This window comes from Bradyrhizobium sp. 23AC (assembly GCF_054863025.1).
In genome coordinates this window covers 54,861-77,948 of sequence record NZ_JAVAYN010000002.1, presented here as the reverse complement: position 1 = coordinate 77,948, position 23,088 = coordinate 54,861, and the positions used below count along the sequence as shown (strand labels likewise).

Below are 23,088 nucleotides of genomic sequence, written 5' to 3'. Positions count from 1 at the left end.
GGCGAAATGGATTCCGGGCTCGGTGCTACGCACCGCCCCGGAATGACAGCAGTTACTTTCATCGTGCGATGTCGTAACTCTTCGCCATGAATTATCGCCACGCCTTCCACGCCGGCAACTTCGCCGATGTCATCAAGCACATCGTGCTGGCGCGCATCATCACCTATCTGCAGGACAAGCCGGGGGCGTTCCGCGTCATCGACACCCATGCCGGCGCCGGCCTCTACGATCTCGACAGCGACGAGGCGCGCCGGGGCGGCGAATGGCTGACCGGCATCGCGCGGCTGATGCAGGCACGCCTGTCGAACGAGACCCTGGCGCTGGTACAACCCTATCTCGACATCGTCCGCGCCTTCAATCCGAAGGGTGAGCTCAGGGCTTATCCGGGCTCGCCGTTGATTGCGCGCGGCCTGCTCAGGCCGCAAGACCGGCTCGTCGCCTGCGAGCTCGAGCCGAAGGCGCGGAAAGCGCTGATCGCCGTGCTGCGCCGCGACGAACAGGCGCGCGTGGTCGACCTCGACGGCTGGGTGGCGCTGCCGGCCTTCGTGCCGCCGAAGGAGCGGCGCGGCCTCGTGCTGATCGATCCGCCCTTCGAGGCCAAGGACGAGTTCGAGCGGCTGGGCGAAGCATTCTCCACCGCCTTCGCGAAATGGCCGACCGGCATCTATGTCATTTGGTATCCCGCTAAGAACCGGCGCGCCACCGACACATTGGTCCAAACGGTGGCGCGGCTCGCAGCTGCAGCAAAGCCGCCGGGAAATTGTCTGCGCCTCGAGTTCAGCGTCGCGCCTCAGCTCGATGGCGGGGCGCTCGCCTCCACCGGGCTCCTCATCGTCAATCCGCCCTACACGCTGCAGGGCGAGCTCAAGACGGTCCTGCCCGAGCTGGAAATGCCGCTCGGCCAAGGTGGTGCTGCCAGATTCCGATTGGAGGTGCCCAAGCCTTAAAGGCAGCCCGTAACACTCCGGCATTCTTGGGAAAAATATGCAGGAGCGGTAGTCAATCTGCAGAGAACCGTATTATGCTGTTTCCGTGACTGGCTTTACGTTCCGCTTCCGCGAATGGTTGCGGCGGAGTGAAGGCCTAAGAAAGATCCGGCCGGACCGTTGAGGTCCGCCCAAGGATGGCCAGCTCCCGGGCTCCGTAGTGCCCCGTCATGTCGTGACGTGAGTCTGCGTCGCGGCGGAGGAGCAATGAGGGGGAGTTTCCCGATGGCCATGACGGGAACGGTCAAGTTTTTCAACGGCGAACGCGGCTACGGATTCATCAAGCCTGACGACGGCGGCCGCGACGTCTTCGTACATATTACTGCTGTGGAGCGGGCCGGACTGAAGGACCTTGCGGAAGGACAGCGTATTACTTTCGAAGTCGAACCCGACAAGAAGGGGAAGGGACCGAAGGCGGTCAATCTGGTCATCCTGTCCTAGCGGGACTGACGCACAACATTCGGCGCAATACTTGGCGCAAAGAATACCTGGCGCAAAAAAATCCCGGCCGCGAGCGGCCGGGAGGTTGTGGTCCGGTATTTTCTTCTTCAGCTATCAGAAACGATAGTTCACGCCGGCGCGCACAACGCTGGCGCTATAGCCGTTTGACACCCCGGTAATTGCGAACTGCGTGGTCGACAGATCGATGTAGAGATATTCCAGCTTGGCGCTCCAGTTGGGGGCCAGACCGACTTCCGCACCGGCGCCGATGGTCCAGCCGGCGGTGGTGTGCGATTCCGTCCAGCCGAAGGTCTGCGCACGCAGCTCGCCGAAGGCGAGGCCGGCGGTGCCATAGAACAGCACGTTGCTGAAGGCATAGCCGGCGCGGCCGCGCAGGGTGCCGAACCACGGATTGGAGAATTTCCACGGCGCGAAGGTGTCGTCGGCACCGGCGGCCTGGATGTCGCCCTCGACGCCGAACACAAACGGGCCATTCTGGAAGTTGTAGCCGGCCTGCACGCCGCCGACGAAGCCCGACGGCTTCGAGGGGTTGTTGTCCACCGAGCCCCATTCATAGCCGATGTTGCCGCCGAGATAGGGACCCGCCCAGCTATAGGCGTTGAGCGGCTGGTTGACGGTATAGGGCGCGCGCTGACCGTAATTCATGTCGGCGGCCTCCGCCGAAGCTGTCCAGCCGGCGGCAACCAACGCGGCTGCGCCCACAACGAGCCTCTTCATCACTCACTCCAACGCAACTGCCGTCACCGGTGCGGCGCCCGCGCCGCCGCGCAAGGCAAACCGCATGGTGACGGAACCACGACCTTTTCGCGTAAGATTTATCGAGAGTTTTAAGTTAAAGGGCTGTTAAGCCGGGTTACCGCGCTGTTAACAGGCTTAAGCAAGCGTTACCGGGAACTGCGCCGCCATCCTGTGCGTGCCGCACGGCCGGAACTTCAAATCGGCACCCCCAGCGCCTAAATTCGCTCCATGGTTCACGATTCCACCGACAATCCGGACGATCGCGCGCGCAAACCCGCGCGTGGCACCGCGCCGGACGTCCCAGCCGAGACGCCTCCGGATCTCGATCCCGCCACCAGCGGCGGCGATGACGAGGACGATGCGCGGCTGCCCGATATCCTGGAAGAGAGCGGCGCGGTCGGCGAGGAGCCCTTGGCGACCGGCCACGAGGCGATCGAGCGCGCGGTCCGACTCGCCCCGACCTCGCCCGGCGTCTATCGCATGCTAAATGCGAATGCCGACGTGCTCTATGTCGGCAAGGCCAAGAACGTCAAAAAGCGCCTCTCCAACTATGCGCGCCAGAATGCGCCGCAGCCGGCCCGCATCCTGCGCATGATCGCGGCCACGGTGACCGTGGAGATCGTCTCGACCAACACCGAGACCGAGGCGCTGCTGCTGGAAGCCAACCTCATCAAGCAGCTTCGGCCGCGCTTCAACGTGCAGCTGCGCGACGACAAATCGTTTCCCTATATCCTGATCACCGGCGACCATTGGGCGCCGCAGATCCTGAAACATCGTGGCGCGCAGAGCCGGCCCGGGCGCTATTTCGGTCCGTTCGCCTCCGCCGGAGCCGTCAACCGCACCATCACGGCGCTGCAGCGCGCCTTCCTGATCCGCTCCTGCACCGATTCCTTCTTCGAGAGCCGCAGCCGGCCCTGCCTGCTCTACCAGATCCGCCGCTGCGCCGGCCCCTGCACCCGCGAGATCGACTTTCCCGGCTATACGACCCTGGTGCGCGAGGCGAGCGACTTCCTGTCCGGCAAGAGTCATGCGGTGAAGCAGGAACTTGCAGGCGAGATGGAGAAGGCGTCCGGTGAGCTCGAGTTCGAGCGCGCCGCGCTCTACCGCGACCGCCTCGCCGCTTTGTCGGCGATCCAGTCGCAGCAGGGCATCAATCCGCGCACGGTCGAGGAAGCCGACGTGTTCGCCATCCATCAGGAGGGCGGCTTCTCCTGCGTCGAGGTGTTCTTCTTCCGCACCGGCCAGAATTGGGGCAACCGGGCCTATTTTCCGCGGGCGGAGAAGACGTACACCCCCGAAGAGGTGCTCGGCTCCTTCCTCGCCCAGTTCTACGACGACAAGCCGCCGCCGAAGAACATCCTGCTCTCGCACGAGATCGAGGAAAGCGAGCTGCTCGCCAATGCGCTGTCGATCAAGGCTGGCCACAAGGTCGAGGTCACCGCGCCCAAGCGCGGGGAGAAAAAGGAACTCGTCGCCCACGCGTTGACCAACGCGCGCGAAGCCCTCGGCCGCAAGCTCGCGGACAGCGCCACGCAAAGCCGCCTGCTCGACGCCATCGCCACGACACTGAGCCTGCCGCATTCGCCCAAGCGCATCGAGGTCTACGACAACAGCCACATCCAGGGCACCAATGCGGTCGGCGCCATGATCGTCGCCGGCCCTGATGGTTTCGTGAAGAACCAGTACCGCAAGTTCAACATCAAGTCGGAAGGGATCACGCCGGGCGACGACTTCGCCATGATGCGCGAGGTGCTGGAGCGGCGCTTCAAGCGCCTGATCAATCCGCCCGAGGAAGGGGCGGCCAAAGCCAAGGACGACGATTTTCCGCAATGGCCCGACCTCGTCATCATCGACGGCGGCCGCGGCCAGCTCAACGCCGTGCGCGAGATCTTTGCAAATCTCGGCCTGACCCAGGTGTCGCTGATGTCGGTCGCCAAGGGACCGGACCGGGATGCCGGCCGCGAGACCCTGTTCATGCCGGAGCGTGAGGCGATCAAGCTGGAGCCGCGCGATCCCGTGCTCTATTTCATCCAGCGGCTGCGCGACGAGGCCCACCGCTTCGTCATCGGCTCGCACCGCAAGCTGCGCAAGAAGGATATCCGCGAGGCTGGTTTGCAGGAAATTCCGGGCATCGGCCCGTCACGCAAACGTGCCTTGCTGCATCATTTCGGAACCCTGAAGGAGATCGAACGGGCCTCGATCGCCGATCTCGGCAAGGTTCCGGGGGTCAGTGCCGAGAGTGCGCGCAGGATTTTCGAGTATTTCCATCCCCAGCCGGGATGAATTAAAGGGGGACCGCAGTCATATGATCGTCGTGTCCGCACCTCATTTGGGGTGCGGGACGGTTGACGTTCAGGCAGCAGCGGTATTGGTAGGACGGATGAACATCGCCACCACACGAGGGACGACCAGCCGCGCGATGTCCCTCCCCAACATCCTGACCTATGGCCGGATCGCCGCGATCCCGGTCGTCGTCGGATGCATCTATGCGCAGTCGATTCTGGATCAGCCGCTCTGGCTGCGCTGGGTGGCGGTGGCCCTCTTCATCGCGGCCGCGGTCACCGATTACCTCGACGGCTATTACGCGCGGATCTGGAATCAGCAATCGGCGTTCGGCCGGATGCTCGACCCGATCGCCGACAAGCTGCTGGTCGCCTCGTGCCTGCTGATGCTGGCCGCCGACGGCATCATCCATGGCTGGTCGTTGTGGGCCGCCATCGTCATCCTGTGCCGCGAGATCCTGGTCTCGGGCCTGCGCGAATACCTCGCCGCGCTCAGGGTCAGCGTGCCCGTGACCAAGCTTGCGAAGTGGAAGACCACGGTCCAGCTCGTCGCCATCGGCTTCCTGCTCGCGGGACCTGCCGGCGACGAAGTGGTGCCCGTTGTCTCGATGATTGGCCTCGCGCTGCTGTGGGCCTCGGCGATCGTGACTATCTACACCGGCTACGATTATTTCCGCGCCGGCATCCATCACCTCATCAAGGAGGACGAGGGATGAAGGTGAAATATTTCGCCTGGGTGCGCGAGCGCGTCGGCAAGGCGGAGGAGACCATCGAGCCGCCGGCGACCGTGCGCACCGTCGAGGAGCTGATCGCCTGGCTGTCCGGCCAAAGCGAGGCCTATGCCTACGCGTTCGAGACGCCGAAGGTGATCCGCACCGCGATCGACCATGCCCATGTCAAATCGGATGCCGCGATCGCGGGCGCCCGCGAGATCGCGTTTTTCCCGCCGATGACCGGCGGTTAGGCCATGTCTTCCCCTGTCGCCAGCTGCCCTGTCACCATCCGTATTCAAGAAGACGATTTCGACATCGCGCGCGAGATCGCGGTCCTGACCAAGAGCCGGACCGACATCGGCGCGGTCGTGAGCTTCTCCGGCATCTGCCGCGCAGACGATGACAGCGCCAAGGTCGCCGCGCTCACGCTCGAGCACTATCCTGGCATGGCCGAGGAAGAGATCAGGCGCCATGCCGACGAGGCGACCTCGCGCTGGCCGCTGAACGGCGTCACCGTGATCCATCGCGTCGGCCGCTTCATGCCGGGCCAGAACATCGTGCTGGTACTGACCGCCTCGCAGCACCGCCAGGCCGCATTCCATGCCGCCGAGTTCCTGATGGACTACCTCAAGACCAGCGCGCCGTTCTGGAAGAAGGAAGAGAGCGCCACCGGCACCGGCTGGGTCGAGGCCCACGCCCGCGACGACGAGGCCGCCGCACGCTGGACCAAATCCTGATGGCAAAAGCATCCAAAAAGACCGTCGGCGGCCGCGCCGCGCCCAAGCTCGCCAAGGTCGGCCCGGGCGAACTTCTCACGCTGCTCGATTTCGTCCGCTACGGGGTGAGCCGCTTTGTCGAAGCCAAGCTCGCCTTTGCGCACGGGACGACCGATCCGGTTGCCGAAGCAGCCTTCCTGGTGAGCGAAGCGCTGCATCTCAATCCCGAGCAGTTCGAGATTTTTGCCAACGCACGGGTCACGGCGGCCGAAGGCAAGTCGATCCTCGACCTCATCCATCAACGCGTCACCACGCGCAAACCGGCCGCCTATCTCGTCAACAAGATTTACATGCGCGGCCTGCCCTTCTATGTCGACGAGCGCGTCATCGTTCCGCGCTCCTTCATCGGCGAACTCCTGGAGTCGCATTTCGGCGGCGAAGGCAATGCTGGAGCGCTGATCGACGACCCTACGGGCGTCGAGCGCGTGCTCGATCTCTGCACGGGATCAGGATGCCTCGCCATCCTCGCCGCGCATCATTTTCAGAACGCCGCAGTCGATGCCGTCGACATCTCCAAGGGCGCGTTCGAGGTCGCTACACGAAATGTCGGCGAATATGGGCTCGAGGACCGGATCAGCCTGTATCGCGGCGATCTGTTCGCCCCGCTCGGCGATGCGCGTTACGACCTGATCATCACCAACCCGCCCTATGTCGACGCAGAAGGCATGGCCGCACTGCCGCCTGAATGCCGCGCCGAACCCAAGCTCGCCTTTGACGGTGGCGCCGATGGCCTCGACGTGGTGCGCCGGATCCTGGCTGAGGCGCCCGATCATCTCACCCCGGACGGCGGATTGATCTGCGAGATCGGCCGCGGCCGGGAATTGGTCGACGAGGCCTTTCCGGAACTGCCGCTGCTCTGGCTCGACACCGAGGACTCCGAGGGCGAGGTGTTCTGGATCGCGGCCGCCGATCTCGGCTGATTCGACACGGCGGACGGAGCTCCTTCGGAACAACTCAAATAGCGCCACGTTCATCCCCCGACGAATTTTCTTGCTCTCGGAGGATGTCCGCATGCTCGCGCCATCGGGCGAATTGCTGCGCGCCGGCATGGCGCTGAAGCTCAACCACCTCAAGCGCGCCGCGCAATCCTATTTGCGTGACCGCACCAGCCAGGCCACCGGACGCGCGACGTCCTACGCGGTCGCGGCCGGTCTGTTCGCAGTGGCCGGGCTGTTCGTGATCGCGACCTTCTTCGTCGGCCTGATCGCCCTCTACCGCTGGGTTGCAATCACCTACGGACAATTCTGGGGCTTTGGCGCCGTCGCCGCCGTGCTGCTGGTGCTCGCCGCGATCTGCGCCGGCGTCGCCATGGCGATGATGAAGCGGCCGACCAAGCAGATCGTACCGCTCGCCAGCCGGATGCGCGTTGCGATCGCCTCCCCGCGGATTCCGCGCGGAACGGTCAAGCAGGCGGTGAAGGAGGTCGCGACGACGATTCCCCTGGTGCCGCTCGCGCCGGGCGAGCGCGGCCATGGCAGAAGGGCCTCACCCGTTCGCACCAACCGGCCCGTGCAGCTTGGCCTGATGCTCGCGGCGATTGGGCTGGCGGGGTTCACGGCGGCGCGGCGCAGACGTCACGGTCAAAGATTGGGCGCATGAATGCTGGTGCGGCGCTCCGAACAGCTCGACTCCTGGCTGCTGGTGGCGGCGACGGCCGTCTTCGTGCTGACGGCGGAGCGCTACTTTCAGGACAGGGACCTGGTCCCATCGGGGCCGCCGCAAGACCATCGCAAAGGCGAGGCGAATTCTCCGGAGACGCACCCTGCGCGCGCGGCCGTGCAGCCCGGCCATGGCCGCCGCGCCAAGAGCCCGTTTGAGATCCCCTGGAAGGGCTGGAAGGATATCTTCTGGCGGACCTATCAGCGCATCGACGAGGATCGCCTTCTGGCGACAGCGGGCGGCGTCGTGTTCTTCGGGCTGCTCGCGATCTTTCCGGCGGTTACGGCGCTGGTTTCCTCCTACGGCCTGTTCGCCGATCCCAAGACGATCAGCGCCAATCTGCAGACGCTCGCGACGATGCTCCCTGAGGGCTCGTTCCAGATCGTCGAGGATCAGGTGGCGCGCGTGGTCTCGCATGGCAGTACCACGCTCGGTGCGACGTTCCTGTTCGGCCTTGTGCTGGCGATCTGGAGCGCCAATGCGGGCGTCAAGGCGATCTTCGATGCACTCAACGTCGCTTATGAGGAGCGCGAGAAGCGCAGCTTCATCAAGCTTAATATGGTGTCTCTGGCCTTCACGGTCGGCGGCATCGTGGCGCTGCTGGTGATGGTGGGGCTTGTCGTTGCCTTCCCACTGGCGCTCAATCATCTCGGCATGGCGCCCGAAAGCAAGCTGATCGTGGCGCTGGCACGATGGCCGCTCATGTTCCTCGTCCTGCTGGTGGCGCTTGCGATCCTCTACCGCTTCGCGCCCAGCCGCGATGCGCCGCGCTGGCAATGGCTCAGCCTCGGCGCGGTGATTGCCGCCATTCTCTGGATCGCCGGCTCGGCGCTGCTCTCCTGGTACCTCTCGGAGTTTGCCAACTACAATGCGACCTACGGCTCGCTCGGCGCCGCCATCGGTTTGATGACCTGGATGTGGATGTCGGCGATCGTCATCATGTTCGGCGCCGAGCTGAATTCGGAGATCGAACGGCAGACGCTGAAGGACACGACCGAAGGGCCGCCCAAGCCGCTCGGCACCCGCGACGCCGTCTCGGCCGACACGGTCGGAGCCGCCGCGCCAGCCTGACCTCGCCCGAGAACGGGCCGCTATCCCCTCGAATCAACAATGATGTTAAGCTCATGCGGCTTGGGGGAGCACGAGGCGTGACGGGATCGTACAGCGGCCCGTGTTTTCCCGGGTGAGGCAGTCAGCTCTTTGAGGCGTAACGCGCGGCATGATTCGCATTTCGACGATCTTCATCGCCATCTGCATGGTACTGGTCGCGGCCTCGCTCGGGCTTGTGCTCTACGCCGTCGCCGGCATCAGCGGAACCGAATCCGCGATCGTGGCGCTGACCGCGCTGACCTTCCTGATCCTCTACAACGCGGTCTCGATGCGGCTGCGCGACCGCAGCGACGTCGGCGGCCAGATCGCCGACCTGTCGCGCGGCACCGCTGATCTCGCCCGCCAGGTGGCCGAATTCGGCCGCCGGTTAGCTGCGATCGAGGGACGCATCGCCTCGTCCAATTCGACCAACTCCGACCGCATCCAGTCGGTGGTCGGCGAGATCAACGAGCTCGGCGGATTGGTCAGGCAACTCGCCAGCACCGTATCGACCCATGAGGATCTGTTGGCCGGCAATGCGCCAGCGCCGGCTGCCGTTCCCGCTCCGATCGCCAGGCTGGAGCCGGAGGCGCCGATCGACCTGATTGCGCCGTTCGAGGAGCGGCCGGCGGCCCCTCCCCCGCTGCCCGCACCGCCGTCACGACCGGCACCGGCGATCCAGACCCAGGCCCAGGCCGCCAATCCGGTTCCGGCGGTCAACGGCCGCAACCAGACCCAGCTGCTGGCGACGCTGCGCAACGCGATCGACGAAAACCGCATCGACATCTTCCTCCAGCCGATGGTGACGCTGCCGCAACGCAAGGTGCGGTTCTACGAGGCGGTGACGCGCCTGCGTGACGAGCGCGACCAGCTGATCGCCGCCGAGGAGTTCATCAGCATCGCGGAAGCGTCCGGCCTGATCGGGCGCATCGACAACATGGTGATGCTGCGCTGTGTGCAAGTGCTGCGGCGCCTGATGGTGCGCAACAAGGACGTCGGCGTGTTCTGCAACGTTGCGGCCTCCACGCTCGGTAATTCCACCACCTTCGCGCAATGCCTCGACTTCCTCGAAGCCAACCGGGCGCTGGCGCCCTCCCTGGTGCTGGAGTTCAAGCAATCGACGTTCCGCAGTCTCGGCCCGGCCGAGACCGAGAATCTCGCGGCGCTCGCCCAGCGCGGCTTCCGTTTCTCGATCGACCATGTCACCGATTTGCGCATCGAGCCGCGCGAGTTGGCCGACCGCGGGGTGCGCTTCATCAAGGTGCCGGCCACGCTGCTGCTCGACCCCAGGCAGGCCTCGGCCTCGGACATCCATCCCTCCGACCTCTCCGACCTGCTCGGCCGCTTCGGCATCGACCTGATCGCCGAGCGGATCGAAGGCGAGCGCGCGGTCGTGGACCTGCTCGACTATGACGTGCGGTTCGGCCAGGGGTTCCTGTTCGCGCCGCCCCGGCCATTGCGGCCTGAGGGGGCATCTGCTACCGGCGGGGCCTCGCCGAACCAGGCGCAGGACATTCAGGGATCCAATGGCTCCGCTCCCCCCAGCCAAGGCGCGACATCTGGCGCGACGTCAGCCGCTCCTCCGGCACAACGCATCACCGGCAACGCGGCGCTCGCGCGCCGCATCTGATCGGCGCTCCACATCATGACCACACTGCATTTCGCCGAAAGCCTGCGCGAGCTCGTGGGCGGTGTCGAGGTCGTGCTCAGCGACATCTGGGGCGTGGTCCATAACGGCCTCGAATCCTTCCCCGAGGCCTGCGAGGCGTTGCACACTTATCGCAGCCGCGGCGGTACGGTGATCCTGATCACCAACGCACCGCGCCCGGCCGATAGCGTGCAGCGGCAATTGCGCAAGCTCGGCGTCGCCGACGAGACCTATGACGCGATCGTCTCGTCCGGCGACCTGACCCGGCTCTATGTCGCCGAGCATCCCGGCCGCAAGATGTTCTGGCTCGGCCCCGAGCGCGACAACTCGATCTATCGCGGCCTCGACGCGAAAACCGCGCCGCTGGAGGAAGCCGACTACATCGTCTGCACCGGCCTCTATGACGACGAGACCGAAACGGCGGAAGACTATCGCGGCATGATGCTGAAGGCGCGCGAGCGCAAGCTGACGCTGGTCTGCGCCAACCCCGACATCGTGGTCGAACGCGGCGACCGGCTGATCTATTGCGCCGGCGCCATCGCGGAGCTCTATCGCGAGCTCGGCGGCGAGGTGATCTTCTACGGCAAGCCGCACCGGCCGATCTACGAGCGCGCGATGGCACTCGCCGGCGAACGCCAGGGCCATCCGATCGACCGGAAGAAAGTGCTGGCGATCGGCGATTCCGTCCGCACCGACTTAACCGGCGCGCGCGAATTCGGCATCGACTGTCTGTTCGTCACCCGCGGCATCCATGCCGAGGAGTTCGAGGGGCTCGACCAGCTCGACCCGGCATCGGTGATGGAATTGTTCGGCCACCCGCCGAAAGCGCTGATGCGCGAATTGAAGTGGTAGAAAGTATCGTGCCCCGGACGCAACGCGAAGCGTTGCAGAGCCGGGGCCCAGAAGCCGCAAGTGATGTCGTGGATAGACTGGGTCCCGGCTCAGCGTCGCGTCACTGACGTGCCGCGCCGCGTCCGGGACACGAAATCGTGCTTACGCGCTCGCCATGTCCGGGAAGACCGCCTCGATCTTGGTCTTCAGCGTCGCCGCGTTGAACGGCTTGACGATGTAGTTGTTCACGCCGGCCTTCTTGGCTGCGATCACGTTCTCGGTCTTGGATTCCGCGGTGATCATGATGAAGGGCGTGGTGGCGAGGTTCGGATCCGCGCGCACTTCGCGCAGCAGGTCGTAACCCGTCATCGGCTCCATGTTCCAGTCGGAGATCACGAGCCCGTACTTCTTGCCGCGCATCTTGTTCAGTGCTGCCGAACCGTCGCTGGCATCATCGATGTTCTCGAAGCCAAGCTGCTTCAGCAGATTCCTGATGATACGGATCATGGTGCTGTAGTCATCCACCACCAGAACCGGCATCGACAAATCAACCGCCATCTCGACTCCCCCAACACAAACGCAGGAATATTACGATCGGACCTGCCCAAGCCGAAGCCCGGCAGTTCCACGCCCAAGGACTAGCACCAAGGCGTTAAACAGCGCGTTAATTGGGGACGCCCCCCAAGGGCTGAAATCGCGTTCGCTGCGGCCGCCCCTCCCGCTTGACTTCATCCGGCCGGTCGCGCCACGGTCCCGGCCGGTCCTGCCGGTTTGAGAATTCCCCTGATGGCTCCGCATTTTACCATTATCCGCGACACCACGCCGGACTCCGCGATTCCAAGGGGGGCCGTGGTCGCCATGGGCAATTTCGACGGGGTTCATCTCGGCCATCGCGCCGTGATCGCCGCAGCCCTGGAAATGGGTCGGGCGCAGGGCCGCCCTGCGCTGGCATTGACCTTCGAGCCGCATCCGCGGCGGTTCTTCAGCCCCAACACCCCCCAATTCCGCCTGACGGACGAGTGGGCCAAGTTGCGGCTTCTGGCCGGCACCGGGCTTGCCGGCGCCGTGGTCATGACCTTCGACAAGGCCCGTGCCGGAACCAGCGCGCAAGACTTCATTCACCATGACCTGATCGGGCGGCTCGGCGTCAGCGGGATCGCGGTCGGCTATGACTTCCATTTCGGCAAAGGACGCGTCGGCTCGCCGAGCCTTCTGGTCAACGAAGCGCCCCGGCTCGGCATCGAGGTCGACGTGCAGCCCCATGTCGATATCGACGAGCGGCCGGTGTCCTCCAGCGCGATCCGGATCGCACTCGCCGAAGGCCAGCTGGACGAGGCCACCACCATGCTGAGCGCACCCTGGTTCGTCACTGGCGAAGTGATCCACGGCGAGAAGCGCGGCCGCGATCTCGGCTACCCCACCGCCAATATCCGCCTCGACGCCAATTGCGGCCTGAAGCACGGCATCTATGCAGTGCGCGTCGGCCGCGGGCCTGAGCGGCTGGACGGGGTGGCAAGCTTCGGCCGCCGCCCGACCTTTGATAATGGCGCTCCCCTCCTCGAGATCTTCCTGTTTGACTTCAAGGGCGACCTCTACGGGCAGGCTCTGGACTGCGCCTTCGTCGGCTTCATCCGCGAGGAGCTGAAATTCGACAGTCTGGCGGCCTTGATCCGGCAGATGGACGACGATTCCGCCCGTGCCCGCGCCATCCTGGCCGCCGCCCCGGACGCGTTTCCGCGGCTCGGCACCATCGATTGAGCCCCGACCCAGCCTCCCCGAACCTTTGCGCTTCCCTTGGCCCCCTGCTATGGAGTGCCCATGTTTTCGCGGCGCATCATAGGGATTAGCGGCCCGGCTTCCGCCTGAGCCTTCGGCTCGGCGCAAGACCGGGATTTTGTCGTTTCACCCCGCGATTCCGCATCGCCATCCGTTCCCGCGCCCTTCCGAGCCAGTCAGCCTCATGTCCGAAAAGCCGCAAAAGTCCCAAAAGTCTGAAGCCAAAGACTATTCGAAGACCCTGTTCCTGCCGCAGACCGAATTCCCGATGCGCGCCGGCCTGCCGCAGCGCGAGCCGGAGATCCTCAAGCGCTGGTACGAGATCGGCCTCTACGAGAAGCTGCGCGAGAGCGCGAAGGGCCGCGCCAAGTTCGTGCTGCATGACGGCCCGCCCTATGCCAACGGCAACATCCATATCGGCACGGCGCTGAACAAGATCCTCAAGGATCTCGTCACCAAGAGCCAGCAGATGCTCGGCTTCGATTCCAACTACGTGCCCGGCTGGGACTGCCACGGCCTGCCGATCGAGTGGAAGGTCGAGGAGGAGCACTATCGCAAGAAGGGCAAGCAGAAGCCCGACTTCCGCGACAGCGCCGCGATGATCGATTTCCGCCGGGAGTGCCGCGCCTACGCCACGCATTGGCTCGGCGTGCAACGCCAGGAGTTCAAGCGCCTCGGCGTCATCGGCGACTGGGATCATCCCTACGCCACCATGAGCTATCCGGCCGAAGCCCAGATCGCGCGCGAGCTGATGAAGTTCGCGGCCAACGGCACGCTCTATCGCGGCTCCAAGCCGGTGATGTGGAGCGTGGTGGAAAAGACCGCGCTCGCCGAAGCCGAGGTGGAGTACGAGGACCACACCTCCGATACGGTGTGGGTGAAATTCCCGGTCACGTCGCCCGCGCACGGTGCGCTCGCCTCCGCAAGCGTCGTGATCTGGACCACCACGCCCTGGACCCTGCCGGGCAACCGCGCCATCTCGTTCTCGCCGAAGATCGCCTACGGCCTTTACAAGGTGACGGACGCGCCCGCCGACAATTGGACCAGGACCGGCGATCTGCTGATCCTCGCCGACGCACTCGCTGAGGAAGTCTTCAAGCAGGCGCGCGTGACGGCCTTCGAGAAGGTGCGCGATATCCCCGGCGACACCATGGACGCGATCGAATGCGCCCATCCGCTGAAGGGCCTTGCCGGCGGCTACGACTTCATCGTGCCGCTGCTACCCGGCGACCACGTCACCGACGACACCGGCACCGGTTTCGTGCACACCGCGCCCGGCCATGGCCGCGAGGACTTCGATGCCTGGATGGCGCAGGCGCGCGATCTCGATGCGCGCGGCATCACCACGGCAATCCCCTATACCGTCGACGAGAACGGCGCCTACACCGATCATGCGCCGGGCTTTGTCGGCAAGCGCGTCATCAACGACAAGGGCGAGAAGGGCGACGCCAACGAGGCCGTGATCAAGGCGCTCGTCGAAAGAGGCATGCTGCTGGCGCGCGGCCGGCTCAAGCACCAATATCCGCACTCCTGGCGCTCCAAGAAGCCGGTGATCTTCCGCAACACGCCGCAATGGTTCATCGCAATGGACAAGCCTGTTGTGGAGGCGCCGGGCAAGCCCGGCGCTATGGACGTGGCGGTGAGCGGCAAGACCAAGAGCGGCGACACGCTACGCGCCCGCGCGCTGCACGCGATCTCGGTCACGCAATGGGTGCCGCCTTCAGGCGAAAACCGTATCAACGGCATGATCGAGGCGCGGCCCGACTGGGTGATATCGCGCCAGCGCGCCTGGGGTGTGCCGATCGCCGTGTTCGTTCGCGAGAAGGGCGACGGCTCCGCCGAGATCCTCCAGGACGAGGCCGTCAATACCCGTATCGGCGATGCCTTCGAGCAGGAAGGCGCCGATGCCTGGTACGCGAAGGGCTCGCGCGAGCGCTTCCTGGGCGCGCGTGCCAATGAAGACTGGCAGAAGGTCGACGACATTCTCGACGTCTGGTTCGATTCCGGCTCGACCCACGCTTTCGTGCTCGAAGACCCCGTGCAGTTTCCCGGGCTCGCCGGCATCAAGCGCAAGGTCGACGGCGGCACCGACACGGTGATGTACCTCGAAGGCTCGGACCAGCATCGCGGCTGGTTCCACTCCTCGCTGCTGGAGAGCTGCGGCACGCGAGGCCGCGCGCCCTACGACATCGTGCTGACCCACGGCTTCACCCAGGCCGAGGACGGCCGCAAGATGTCGAAGTCGCTCGGCAACACCATCGAGCCGCAGGCCGTCATCAAGGAATCCGGCGCCGACATTCTGAGACTTTGGGTCGCATCATCGGACTACACTGACGACCAGCGCATTGGCCCCGAAATCCTGAAGAATACGGTCGAGACCTATCGCAAGCTGCGCAACACCGTGCGCTGGATGCTCGGCACGCTGCATCATTACAAGCCGGCCGACGCAGTGGCGCCTGCCGAGATGCCCGAGCTCGAACGGCTGATGCTGCACGAGCTCGCGGTGCGCGCGGCTGCGGTCGACAAGGCCTATCGGGAGTTCGACTTCAAATCGGTGGTCGCGATCCTGTCCGCTTTCCTGAACAGCGAACTCTCGGCGTTCTATTTCGACATCCGCAAGGATACGCTGTATTGCGATCCGCCGTCGTCGCCGACGCGCAAGGCCGCGCTGACGACGATCGACCTGTTGTGCGCCTCGGTCCTGAAATGGCTGGCGCCGATCCTCAGCTTCACCGCGGAGGAAGGCTGGCGCATGTATCGCCCCAACGCCGAACCGTCGGTGCATCTGACCCAGTTCCCGACCGATCTCGAAGCCTTGCGCGACGACAGGCTCGCCGCGAAATGGGAAGCGATCCGCAACGTCCGCCGCGTCGTCACCGGCGCGCTCGAGCTCGAACGCGCCGCCAAGAACATCGGCTCCTCGCTGGAGGCTTCGCCGGTGATCTACGTCGCCGACCGGGACATGCTGATGACGCTGTTCGACGTCGACCTCGCCGAAATCTGCATCACCTCGAATTACGAGGTGCGCGAAGGCGAGGCGCCCGCCGATGCGTTCCGGCTCGATGCCGTCCCCGGTGTCGCGGTCGTGGTGGAGAAGGCGGTCGGCACCAAATGCGCCCGCTCCTGGAAGATCTCCCCGACGGTCGGCGAAGACGCCGAATACCCCGACGTCACCCCGCGCGACGCCAAGGCGCTGCGCGAATGGAAGGCGCTGGGGGTGGGGGTCTGATCCCCGGCCATGACCCCGCTCCGCGCCGGCATCCTCGCGGCTCTGGTCACGCTCGTGGCCGACCAGGCCTCAAAGCTCTGGCTGCTGAACGCGTTCGACCTCGCCCGTCGCGGCGTGGTCAAGGTGACGCCGTTCTTCGACCTGGTGCTGGCCTGGAACATCGGCATCAGCTTCGGCTGGCTCCAGAACGACAGCCAGGCCGCGCAGCTCGCGCTGATGGCGGTCAAGGCCGTCGCCGTGGTCGCGCTGGCGATCTGGATGGCCCGCTCGCACACCCGGCTGGCCACGGTCGCACTGGGCCTGATCATCGGCGGCGCCATCGGCAACGGCCTCGACCGCCTGGCCTATGGCGCGGTGGTCGATTTCGCCCTGCTCCACATCGAGATCGGCGGAAATACCTATAATTGGTATGTGTTTAACCTCGCGGACGTGGCCATCGTTGCTGGGGTGGCGGCGCTATTGTATGATTCCTTCCTGGGGGTACCCGCCGCAAAAGCGCCCTGATCCCGGCCGATACGGACCGGCAGGTGGAACCCGGCCTTTGCGAGGGTTTGCCGCGTGCGAGCGGCGATCTGACACAATATGGAACAGGTACAGTAATGCGCAGCTCGAAGACCAGCTTTTCGATGGTTCGAGACCCCGGATCGGGGCTTTGGCAGGCGTTGAAATTGTCCGCCGTCGCGCTCGGCATCGGTCTCGTCATGTCGGCCGGCGCAGCCCGCGCCGGTGACGACGACGAGGAAGATGACGGGATGACCTTCGAAGAGAAGATCATCGACAATCTGATGTCCGGCATCGGCGCCAAGAGCATGGAAAAGCCCGGCATCGAATACCGCGAGCGCTCGCCGCTGGTGGTGCCGCCCAAGCTCGACCTGCCGCCTCCCGCGACTCAGGCCAAGGCCGCTCCGAACTGGCCCAAGGACCCCGAGGAGAAGCGCCGCAAGGAAGCCATCGCCGCGCGCAAGAAGGCAACCAAGGAAACGGAAAACTGGCAGGCCGCCCGACAGCTGACGCCCGCCGAGATGAAGGCCGGCCAGGTCGCCGCAGCCCCCCGGACAAGCAATGACCCGATCCAGCCGGGCACCAACGGCAATCCGTCACTCAGCCCCGCCGAACTCGGCTTCTCCGGCGGCCTGTGGAATATGATGAAGGGCGGCAACGCCACCGAAGAAAAGAAATTCACCGAGGAGCCGCCGCGCCAGTCGCTGGTCGAGCCGCCGCCGGGCTATCAGACGCCGTCTCCGAACTACTCCTATGGCGCCGGGCCGGACAAGTCGCGGCGGACCTATTTCGACATCATGTCCGGCAAGGACAAGGAACAATAGCGTTCCTGTCCGACAGACGCGCCCCCGCGCCGGCGATCATGCACGCCGGCCGAGGTGCATAAATTGCTGATCAGTAACTTGCCTATGCGTTGAGTTCTCTGCTTCGTGACGCGAAGCCTCAGCCGCACGGTGTAGCATGCCGTGCCGTCCGAGCCGGACATCCGGACCTCGGCCTTTCAAAAGGATCATGATGTCCTCTTACCGATCGGCTGCCTGCCTCCTTGCCGCGCTGCTTTCGACCAGTGTCCTGACATCAGGCGCGGCCCTTGCCCAGACCACGGTAACATCGGCCCCGCCCGCCAGCTTCACGCTCAGCAACGGCATGCAGGTGGTGGTGATCCCCGACCACCGCACGCCGGTCGTCACCGAGATGATCTGGTACAAGGTCGGCTCGGCCGACGAGACGCCGGGCAAGTCCGGCCTCGCCCACTTCCTCGAGCATCTGATGTTCAAGGGCACCTCGAAGCATCCGGTCGGCGAATTCTCCCAGACCGTGCTTCGCGTCGGCGGCAACGAGAACGCCTCGACCTCGGTCGACTACACCAACTATTACCAGCGTGTGCCGAAAGAGCAGCTGCCGACCATGATGGAGTTCGAGGCCGACCGCATGACCGGCCTCATCCTCAAGGACGAGAACGTGCTGCCCGAGCGCGACGTCGTGCTCGAAGAGTACAACATGCGCGTCGCCAACAATCCTGACGCGCGGCTGAACGAGCAGATCATGGCCGCGCTCTATCTCAATCATCCCTACGGCCGTCCCGTGATCGGCTGGCATCAGGAGATCGAGAAGCTCGATCGCGAGGACGCGCTTGCCTTCTACCGCCGCTTCTATGCGCCGAACAACGCCATCCTGGTGATCGCCGGCGACGTCGAGGCCGCCGACATCCGCCCGCTGGTCGAGCGCAATTTCGGCTCCATCCCGGCGCAATCAGCGATTCCGGCGCGGCGCGTCCGTCCGCAGGAGCCGGAGCCCGCCGCCCCGCGCACCGTCACGCTGGCCGACCCGCGCGTCGAGCAGCCGAGCATGCGGCGTTATTATCTGGTGCCCTCGGCAACCACGGCCGCTGCCGGTGAAAGCGCCGCCCTCGACGTGCTGGCGCAGCTGATGGGCAGCGGCAGCAATTCCTATCTCTACCGCGCCCTCGTCGTCGACAAGCCGCTCGCGGTCTCCGCCAACGCCAGCTATTCGAGCATCTCACTCGACCCGACCCAGTTCGCGATCTCGGCCTCACCAAAACCCGGCGTCAGCTTCGCCGAGGTCGAGCAGGCGGTCGACGGCGTCATCGCCAATGTCGCGCAGAACCCGATCCGCGCCGAGGATCTGGAGCGGGTCAAGACCCAGCTGATCGCTGAGGCGATCTACGCCCAGGACAATCAGGCGGTGCTGGCACGCTGGTATGGCGGCGCGCTGACCACCGGCCTGTCGATCGAGGACATCAGGAGCTGGCCCGATCGCATCCGCGCGGTCACCGCCGAGCAGGTCCGCGCCGTCGCGCAGAAATGGCTCGAGAAGAAGCGCTCGGTGACGGGCTATCTGATCAAGGACACTGCCGCCACCAAGCGCGAGGAGAAGCGTTCGTGACCTATCCCTTCCTTCGACGCGCTGCATTCTCCCTTGCCACCGGCGCTGCGCTTGCGCTCGCTTCGGTCTCGCCGTCACAGGCGGCTGCGAAGATCCAGCACCTGGTCTCGCCGGGTGGTATCGAGGCCTGGTTCGTGCAGGACGCAACCGTGCCGCTGATCGCCATGGAATATTCCTTTGCCGGCGGCTCGGCGCAGGATCCCAAGGACAAGCCGGGCGTCGCCAATTTGGTCGGCGATCTCCTCGACGAAGGCTCCGGCGATCTCGACTCCAAGACCTTCCACGAGCGGCTCGACCGCCGCGCCATCGAGCTCTCCTTCAGCGCCACCCGCGATACTTTCCGCGGCAGCCTGCGCATGCTGCGCGACAACAAGGACGAGGCCTTCGACCTGCTCAGGAGCGCGTTGACCTCGCCGCATTTCGACACCGCCGATGTCGAACGCATCCGCTCGCAGGTCGTCTCGGGCCTGCGCCGCGAGACCACCAATCCGACCTCGCTGGCGAGCCGCAAATTCCTGGAGGTCGCCTTCGGCGATCATCCCTATGGCCGGCAGACCAACGGCAACCTCGACAGCGTGCCGACCATCACGGTCCCCGACATGAAAGACTATGTCGGCCGCGTGCTTGCGAAGGATGGGCTGAAGATCGCTGTCGTCGGCGACGTCGATCCGGCGACCCTCGGCAAGCTGCTCGACCATACGTTCGGCAGCCTGCCCGCCAAAGCCAACCTCACGCCGGTTCCGGACGTCGAGGCCGCAAAGCCGCCGCAACGCGCCTTCGTGACCCTAGATGTGCCGCAGACCGTGATCACGTTCGGCGGCCCCGGCGTGAAGCGCAACGATCCGAACTTCATGGCGGCCTATGTCGTCAATCACATCCTCGGTGGCGGCGGATTGTCTTCCAGGCTCTATCGTGAGGTGCGCGAGAAGCGCGGCCTGGCCTATTCGGTCTATGAAGCGCTGCTCTGGATGGAGCATTCGGCGGTGTTCATCGGCAATACCGGCACGCGCGCCGACCGCGCCGGCGACACCATCGATGCCATTGAAAAGGAAGTGCGCCGGATCGCCGAGGAAGGTCCGACGCAGAAGGAGCTCGACGAGGCCAAGTCCTACCTCAAGGGCTCCCAGATGCTGGCGCTCGACACCTCCTCCAAGCTGGCGCAAGCGCTGCTGCAGTATCAGCAGGACAAGCTGCCGATCGACTATATCGAGAAGCGCAACGCCATCGTCGATGCCGTGACGCTGGACGACGCCAAAGCCGCCGCCAAGCGCCTTTGGGGCCAGGGTCTCCTGACCGTCGTCGTCGGCCGCGCCCCGCAGGCCGCAGCGCAGCCTTCCGCGGCTCCGGCGACGAAGTCGAACTGATCTGGCTGTCATTCCGGGGCGATACAAAGCATCGAACTATGGTGCGCGATTGCGCACCTGAGAATCTCGAGATTCCGGGTTCGCCCTTCGGCGCCCCGGAATGACGAACCCCATCTAAAACAGCTATGGTGCGCGCGCGAATCTTTTTCCTGGTGCCATCATGCTGCGGATATCCCGCGATCTCGTCATCGACGAGGACGACATCGAGATCGGCTTTGTCCGTGCTTCCGGCCCGGGCGGGCAGAACGTCAACAAGGTCGCGACCTCGGCGCAGTTGCGCTTCGACACGCGCAAGCTGACCCTGCCGGAGGATGCGGCGATCCGGCTCGCCCGCCTCGCCGGTCAGCGCATGACCAAGGACGGCGTGATCGTGATCCAGGCGCAGCGCTTCCGCACCCAGGAGCGCAACCGCCAGGATGCCATCGACCGCCTCACGGAGATGCTGCGCGAAGCCATGGTGCGGCCAAAGCCGCGGCGGGCGACAAAGCCAACTTTTGGCTCAAAGCAACGCCGGCTCGAGGGCAAGAAGCGCCGCAGCGACGTCAAAGCCGGACGCGGCGGGCGCTTCGACGACTAATTAGCGCGGCAAAAACTCCGGCCGCACAGGGCGACCGGAGTTGTGCCGTTTCACCGGCGAGACTAGTAACGCTTGGAAGGGGCTGCGCCGCCCGTCGCCGCATCGTCGGCCGTACCCTTGTGCGCAGCGCTACCCGTGGTGCCGACCGTGCCCCTGGTTCCTTTGGTCGATTTCATGCCGGTCTTCTCGCCCGCCGCGCCCGGTTGAGCATTCATCTCCTCGTCGCCGCTGCCCATCGTGCTGCCTTGCATGGGTTTGCTCTGCACGGTGCCGCCTGGCTTGGCGGTGGGTGGCGCGCTTTGCGCGAGAACGGGCGTCGCAATGAGAGCCGACAGAGCGCATGCGATCATCGAGGTCTTCACCAACTTCATCCATTTCTCCTGGATTGTTTCGCGACGAATGGCTCGGCGGCGCACACGCCGCTGATCTGCACCGGGCCATTGCATCGCGTCGAGAGTTCAAGCGGCGCAATCGTCATGCAATGCGCATGGTGTGGTGATCGTTTAGGGATTTGACGGCGGTTTCGCGGAATTGTGCTCCGCATATAAGGCAGTGCGGAACAGTGCGCATCACGAGCATCTCCGCGCGCAGCGAAACAGCCCGCTACTACCACCGTCCATCTGACGCCGCCTACAGTTTGCGCAGGTCGATGTGGATGGGCGGCTCTAGACGATGCGGGCGTTCGTGCTGGGATTGTGCACCGCGATGGTGCTGGTGGTGCGGGTTGCCGACGCGCAAATGCCTTTGCCGGCCGCAAAGCCGCCGGATGGCGCGACACTCTTCAAGCAACAATGCGCGGCGTGCCACACCACGAACCTGTCGGAGCCGGCGCGGCAGGGGCCGCCGCTGCTCAAGGTCGTGGGCCGTCCCGCCGGCAAGGTCGAAGGCTTTCGGTATTCGCAAGGCCTCGCCAACGCAGATTTCACCTGGGACGAAGTCCGGCTCGACGCGTGGCTGAGCAATCCGCAGGCCGTCATTCCCGGTGTCGTCATGGCCTACCGGCAAGGCAAGCCGGAGACGCGCGCCGCCATCATCGCTTACCTGAAGGAGCAGCACTGAATGGCAAAGCCGGTGCATTCCATGATCCGCGTGCTTGATGAAGCGCGCTCGCTCGACTTCTACCGGCGTGCCTTCGGCCTCGAGGTTGCCGACCATCTGAAATTCGCGGACTTTGCCCTGATTTATCTGCGTCACCCCTCCTCACCTTTCGAGGTCGAGCTGACGGTGAATTTCGATCGCAAGGAGCCGTACCAGCTCGGCGACGGCTACGGCCATCTTGCCGTGGTGGTCGAGGATCTCGAGGCCGAGCATGCCCGCTTCGAGCGCGAGAAGCTCGCACCGGGGCCGCTACGCGATTTCAAGCACGACGGCAGGACGCTGGCGCGCTTCTTCTTCGTCAGCGATCCCGATGGCTACAAGATCGAGGTGATCCAGCGGGGCGGACGGTTCGGCTGACAACAAAGGTCCAATCATAAAAATCCACGGAGGAAATGCCATGAGAGAAGTCGATCGTCGAAGCAAGCATAGCCGCCGCGTCTTTCTCAAGGGCGCAGCGACCGCCGTGCCGGTCGTAGCCGTCGCGACAAGCGTCGCCGTGAGCATCGAGGATGCGTGGGCCGATGATTCCAGCGCACTCTCGCCCGCGACGATGAAGACACTACTGAAGGTCGCGCGCGACATCTATCCGCACGACGTACTCGGCGACAGCTACTACATCACCGCGGTCAAGCCGTGGGACGGCAAGGCGGCGAAGGATCCCGCCGTCAAGTCGCTGATCAGCGACGGCATCACGCGGCTCGATCAGAATGCGCGGGATCGCCACAAGGTGCCCTATGTCGAAGTGCCATGGGAAGCCGACCGTGTGGTGCTCTTGAAGGAGATCGAGGGAAGCGACTTCTTCCAGAAGGTGCGCGGCGACCTCATCGTGTCGCTCTACAACCAGAAGGAGGTTTGGCCGCGGTTCGGCTACGAGGGCTCCTCCGCGGAGCACGGCGGCTACATCAACCGTGGCTTCGCCGACATCGACTGGCTGCCGAAGGCTTGAGACCCAC

Annotated in this window: 24 protein-coding genes; 21 read left to right on the top strand and 3 right to left on the bottom strand. The window is 64.9% G+C overall.

Translation table 11 applies throughout. The features are described 5' to 3' along the window. Window positions 1-86: 86 nt before the first annotated feature. Both RAD10_RS05455 and RAD10_RS05450 read left to right on the top strand, forming a co-directional pair. Window positions 87-947 carry a 23S rRNA (adenine(2030)-N(6))-methyltransferase RlmJ gene (locus tag RAD10_RS05455; RefSeq protein WP_461616645.1) on the top strand — a complete coding sequence of 287 codons (861 nt, stop codon included), beginning with the start codon at window positions 87-89 and terminating at the stop codon, window positions 945-947. Between the two features lie 264 nt (window positions 948-1,211). Next, on the top strand, window positions 1,212-1,427 hold the full coding sequence (locus RAD10_RS05450; protein WP_008544396.1) for a cold-shock protein: 216 nt from the start codon (window positions 1,212-1,214) through the stop codon (window positions 1,425-1,427). 114 nt (window positions 1,428-1,541) lie between these two features. Here RAD10_RS05450 and RAD10_RS05445 read toward each other — a convergent pair whose 3' ends face one another. Beyond that, window positions 1,542-2,165 carry an outer membrane protein gene (locus RAD10_RS05445; protein ID WP_028140149.1) on the bottom strand — a complete coding sequence of 208 codons (624 nt, stop codon included), beginning with the start codon at window positions 2,163-2,165 and terminating at the stop codon, window positions 1,542-1,544. Between the two features lie 249 nt (window positions 2,166-2,414). Here RAD10_RS05445 and uvrC point away from each other — a divergent pair, with 249 nt between their 5' ends. From uvrC to RAD10_RS05400, 9 genes are all read left to right on the top strand, one after another. Then, on the top strand, window positions 2,415-4,469 hold the full coding sequence (uvrC, locus tag RAD10_RS05440) for an excinuclease ABC subunit UvrC (RefSeq protein WP_461616644.1): 2,055 nt from the start codon (window positions 2,415-2,417) through the stop codon (window positions 4,467-4,469). A 97-nt stretch (window positions 4,470-4,566) separates the two neighbouring features. Then, the gene (pgsA, locus tag RAD10_RS05435) at window positions 4,567-5,184 is read left to right on the top strand and encodes a CDP-diacylglycerol--glycerol-3-phosphate 3-phosphatidyltransferase (RefSeq protein WP_018318354.1); all 618 of its coding nucleotides are present in this window, start codon (window positions 4,567-4,569) and stop codon (window positions 5,182-5,184) included. Continuing rightward, window positions 5,181-5,432, top strand: coding sequence for a molybdopterin converting factor subunit 1 (gene moaD / locus RAD10_RS05430; protein WP_461616643.1), 252 nt, complete (start codon window positions 5,181-5,183; stop codon window positions 5,430-5,432). The genes pgsA and moaD overlap by 4 nt, the downstream gene beginning before the upstream one ends. Window positions 5,433-5,435: 3 nt before the next feature. Next, on the top strand, window positions 5,436-5,918 hold the full coding sequence (locus tag RAD10_RS05425; RefSeq protein ID WP_183236811.1) for a molybdenum cofactor biosynthesis protein MoaE: 483 nt from the start codon (window positions 5,436-5,438) through the stop codon (window positions 5,916-5,918). Beyond that, a complete protein-coding gene (gene prmB, locus RAD10_RS05420) occupies window positions 5,918-6,877 on the top strand; it encodes a 50S ribosomal protein L3 N(5)-glutamine methyltransferase (protein ID WP_461616642.1) in 960 nt (319 codons plus the stop codon). The genes RAD10_RS05425 and prmB overlap by 1 nt, the downstream gene beginning before the upstream one ends. 91 nt (window positions 6,878-6,968) lie before the next feature. After that, complete coding sequence (locus RAD10_RS05415) at window positions 6,969-7,556, top strand: phage holin family protein (RefSeq protein WP_461616641.1); 588 nt, start codon at window positions 6,969-6,971, stop codon at window positions 7,554-7,556. Continuing rightward, complete coding sequence (locus tag RAD10_RS05410; protein ID WP_461616640.1) at window positions 7,557-8,687, top strand: YihY/virulence factor BrkB family protein; 1,131 nt, start codon at window positions 7,557-7,559, stop codon at window positions 8,685-8,687. A gap of 148 nt (window positions 8,688-8,835) precedes the next feature. Further along, window positions 8,836-10,335, top strand: coding sequence for an EAL domain-containing protein (locus RAD10_RS05405; RefSeq protein ID WP_461616639.1), 1,500 nt, complete (start codon window positions 8,836-8,838; stop codon window positions 10,333-10,335). 15 nt (window positions 10,336-10,350) lie between these two features. Further along, the gene (locus RAD10_RS05400; protein WP_461616638.1) at window positions 10,351-11,205 is read left to right on the top strand and encodes a TIGR01459 family HAD-type hydrolase; all 855 of its coding nucleotides are present in this window, start codon (window positions 10,351-10,353) and stop codon (window positions 11,203-11,205) included. 141 nt (window positions 11,206-11,346) lie between these two features. On the opposite strand, the gene RAD10_RS05395 is transcribed toward RAD10_RS05400, so the two are convergent. Further along, complete coding sequence (locus RAD10_RS05395; RefSeq protein ID WP_008567674.1) at window positions 11,347-11,742, bottom strand: response regulator; 396 nt, start codon at window positions 11,740-11,742, stop codon at window positions 11,347-11,349. A 228-nt stretch (window positions 11,743-11,970) separates the two neighbouring features. On the opposite strand from RAD10_RS05395, the gene RAD10_RS05390 reads away from it, so the two are divergent. The 7 genes from RAD10_RS05390 (at window position 11,971) to arfB (ending at window position 21,037) form a co-directional block, all read left to right on the top strand. Further along, entirely contained in the window at window positions 11,971-12,942 is a 972-nt protein-coding gene (locus RAD10_RS05390; RefSeq protein WP_461616637.1) for a bifunctional riboflavin kinase/FAD synthetase, read from the top strand. A 202-nt stretch (window positions 12,943-13,144) separates the two neighbouring features. Further along, complete coding sequence (gene ileS / locus RAD10_RS05385; RefSeq protein ID WP_461616636.1) at window positions 13,145-16,189, top strand: isoleucine--tRNA ligase; 3,045 nt, start codon at window positions 13,145-13,147, stop codon at window positions 16,187-16,189. 9 nt (window positions 16,190-16,198) lie between these two features. Next, complete coding sequence (lspA, locus tag RAD10_RS05380; protein ID WP_461616635.1) at window positions 16,199-16,693, top strand: signal peptidase II; 495 nt, start codon at window positions 16,199-16,201, stop codon at window positions 16,691-16,693. 95 nt (window positions 16,694-16,788) lie between these two features. Then, window positions 16,789-17,514 carry a hypothetical protein gene (locus RAD10_RS05375; RefSeq protein ID WP_461616634.1) on the top strand — a complete coding sequence of 242 codons (726 nt, stop codon included), beginning with the start codon at window positions 16,789-16,791 and terminating at the stop codon, window positions 17,512-17,514. Window positions 17,515-17,701: 187 nt separating this feature from the next. Beyond that, window positions 17,702-19,096, top strand: a complete 1,395-nt coding sequence (locus tag RAD10_RS05370) for a M16 family metallopeptidase (protein WP_461616633.1) — start codon at window positions 17,702-17,704, stop codon at window positions 19,094-19,096. Further along, entirely contained in the window at window positions 19,093-20,460 is a 1,368-nt protein-coding gene (locus RAD10_RS05365) for a M16 family metallopeptidase (protein WP_461616632.1), read from the top strand. Before RAD10_RS05370 ends, RAD10_RS05365 begins: the two co-directional genes overlap by 4 nt. 160 nt (window positions 20,461-20,620) lie before the next feature. Beyond that, on the top strand, window positions 20,621-21,037 hold the full coding sequence (gene arfB / locus RAD10_RS05360; protein ID WP_461616631.1) for an alternative ribosome rescue aminoacyl-tRNA hydrolase ArfB: 417 nt from the start codon (window positions 20,621-20,623) through the stop codon (window positions 21,035-21,037). A gap of 62 nt (window positions 21,038-21,099) precedes the next feature. On the opposite strand, the gene RAD10_RS05355 is transcribed toward arfB, so the two are convergent. After that, window positions 21,100-21,408, bottom strand: coding sequence for a hypothetical protein (locus RAD10_RS05355; protein WP_461616630.1), 309 nt, complete (start codon window positions 21,406-21,408; stop codon window positions 21,100-21,102). Window positions 21,409-21,709: 301 nt separating this feature from the next. Here RAD10_RS05355 and RAD10_RS05350 point away from each other — a divergent pair, with 301 nt between their 5' ends. The 3 genes from RAD10_RS05350 to RAD10_RS05340 are packed head-to-tail and all read left to right on the top strand — an operon-like array spanning window position 21,710 to window position 23,081. After that, entirely contained in the window at window positions 21,710-22,096 is a 387-nt protein-coding gene (locus RAD10_RS05350; RefSeq protein WP_461616629.1) for a c-type cytochrome, read from the top strand. Further along, on the top strand, window positions 22,097-22,492 hold the full coding sequence (locus RAD10_RS05345) for a VOC family protein (protein WP_018321946.1): 396 nt from the start codon (window positions 22,097-22,099) through the stop codon (window positions 22,490-22,492). Between the two features lie 40 nt (window positions 22,493-22,532). Beyond that, window positions 22,533-23,081 carry a gluconate 2-dehydrogenase subunit 3 family protein gene (locus RAD10_RS05340; protein WP_461616628.1) on the top strand — a complete coding sequence of 183 codons (549 nt, stop codon included), beginning with the start codon at window positions 22,533-22,535 and terminating at the stop codon, window positions 23,079-23,081. The last annotated feature ends 7 nt before the right edge of the window (window positions 23,082-23,088 follow it).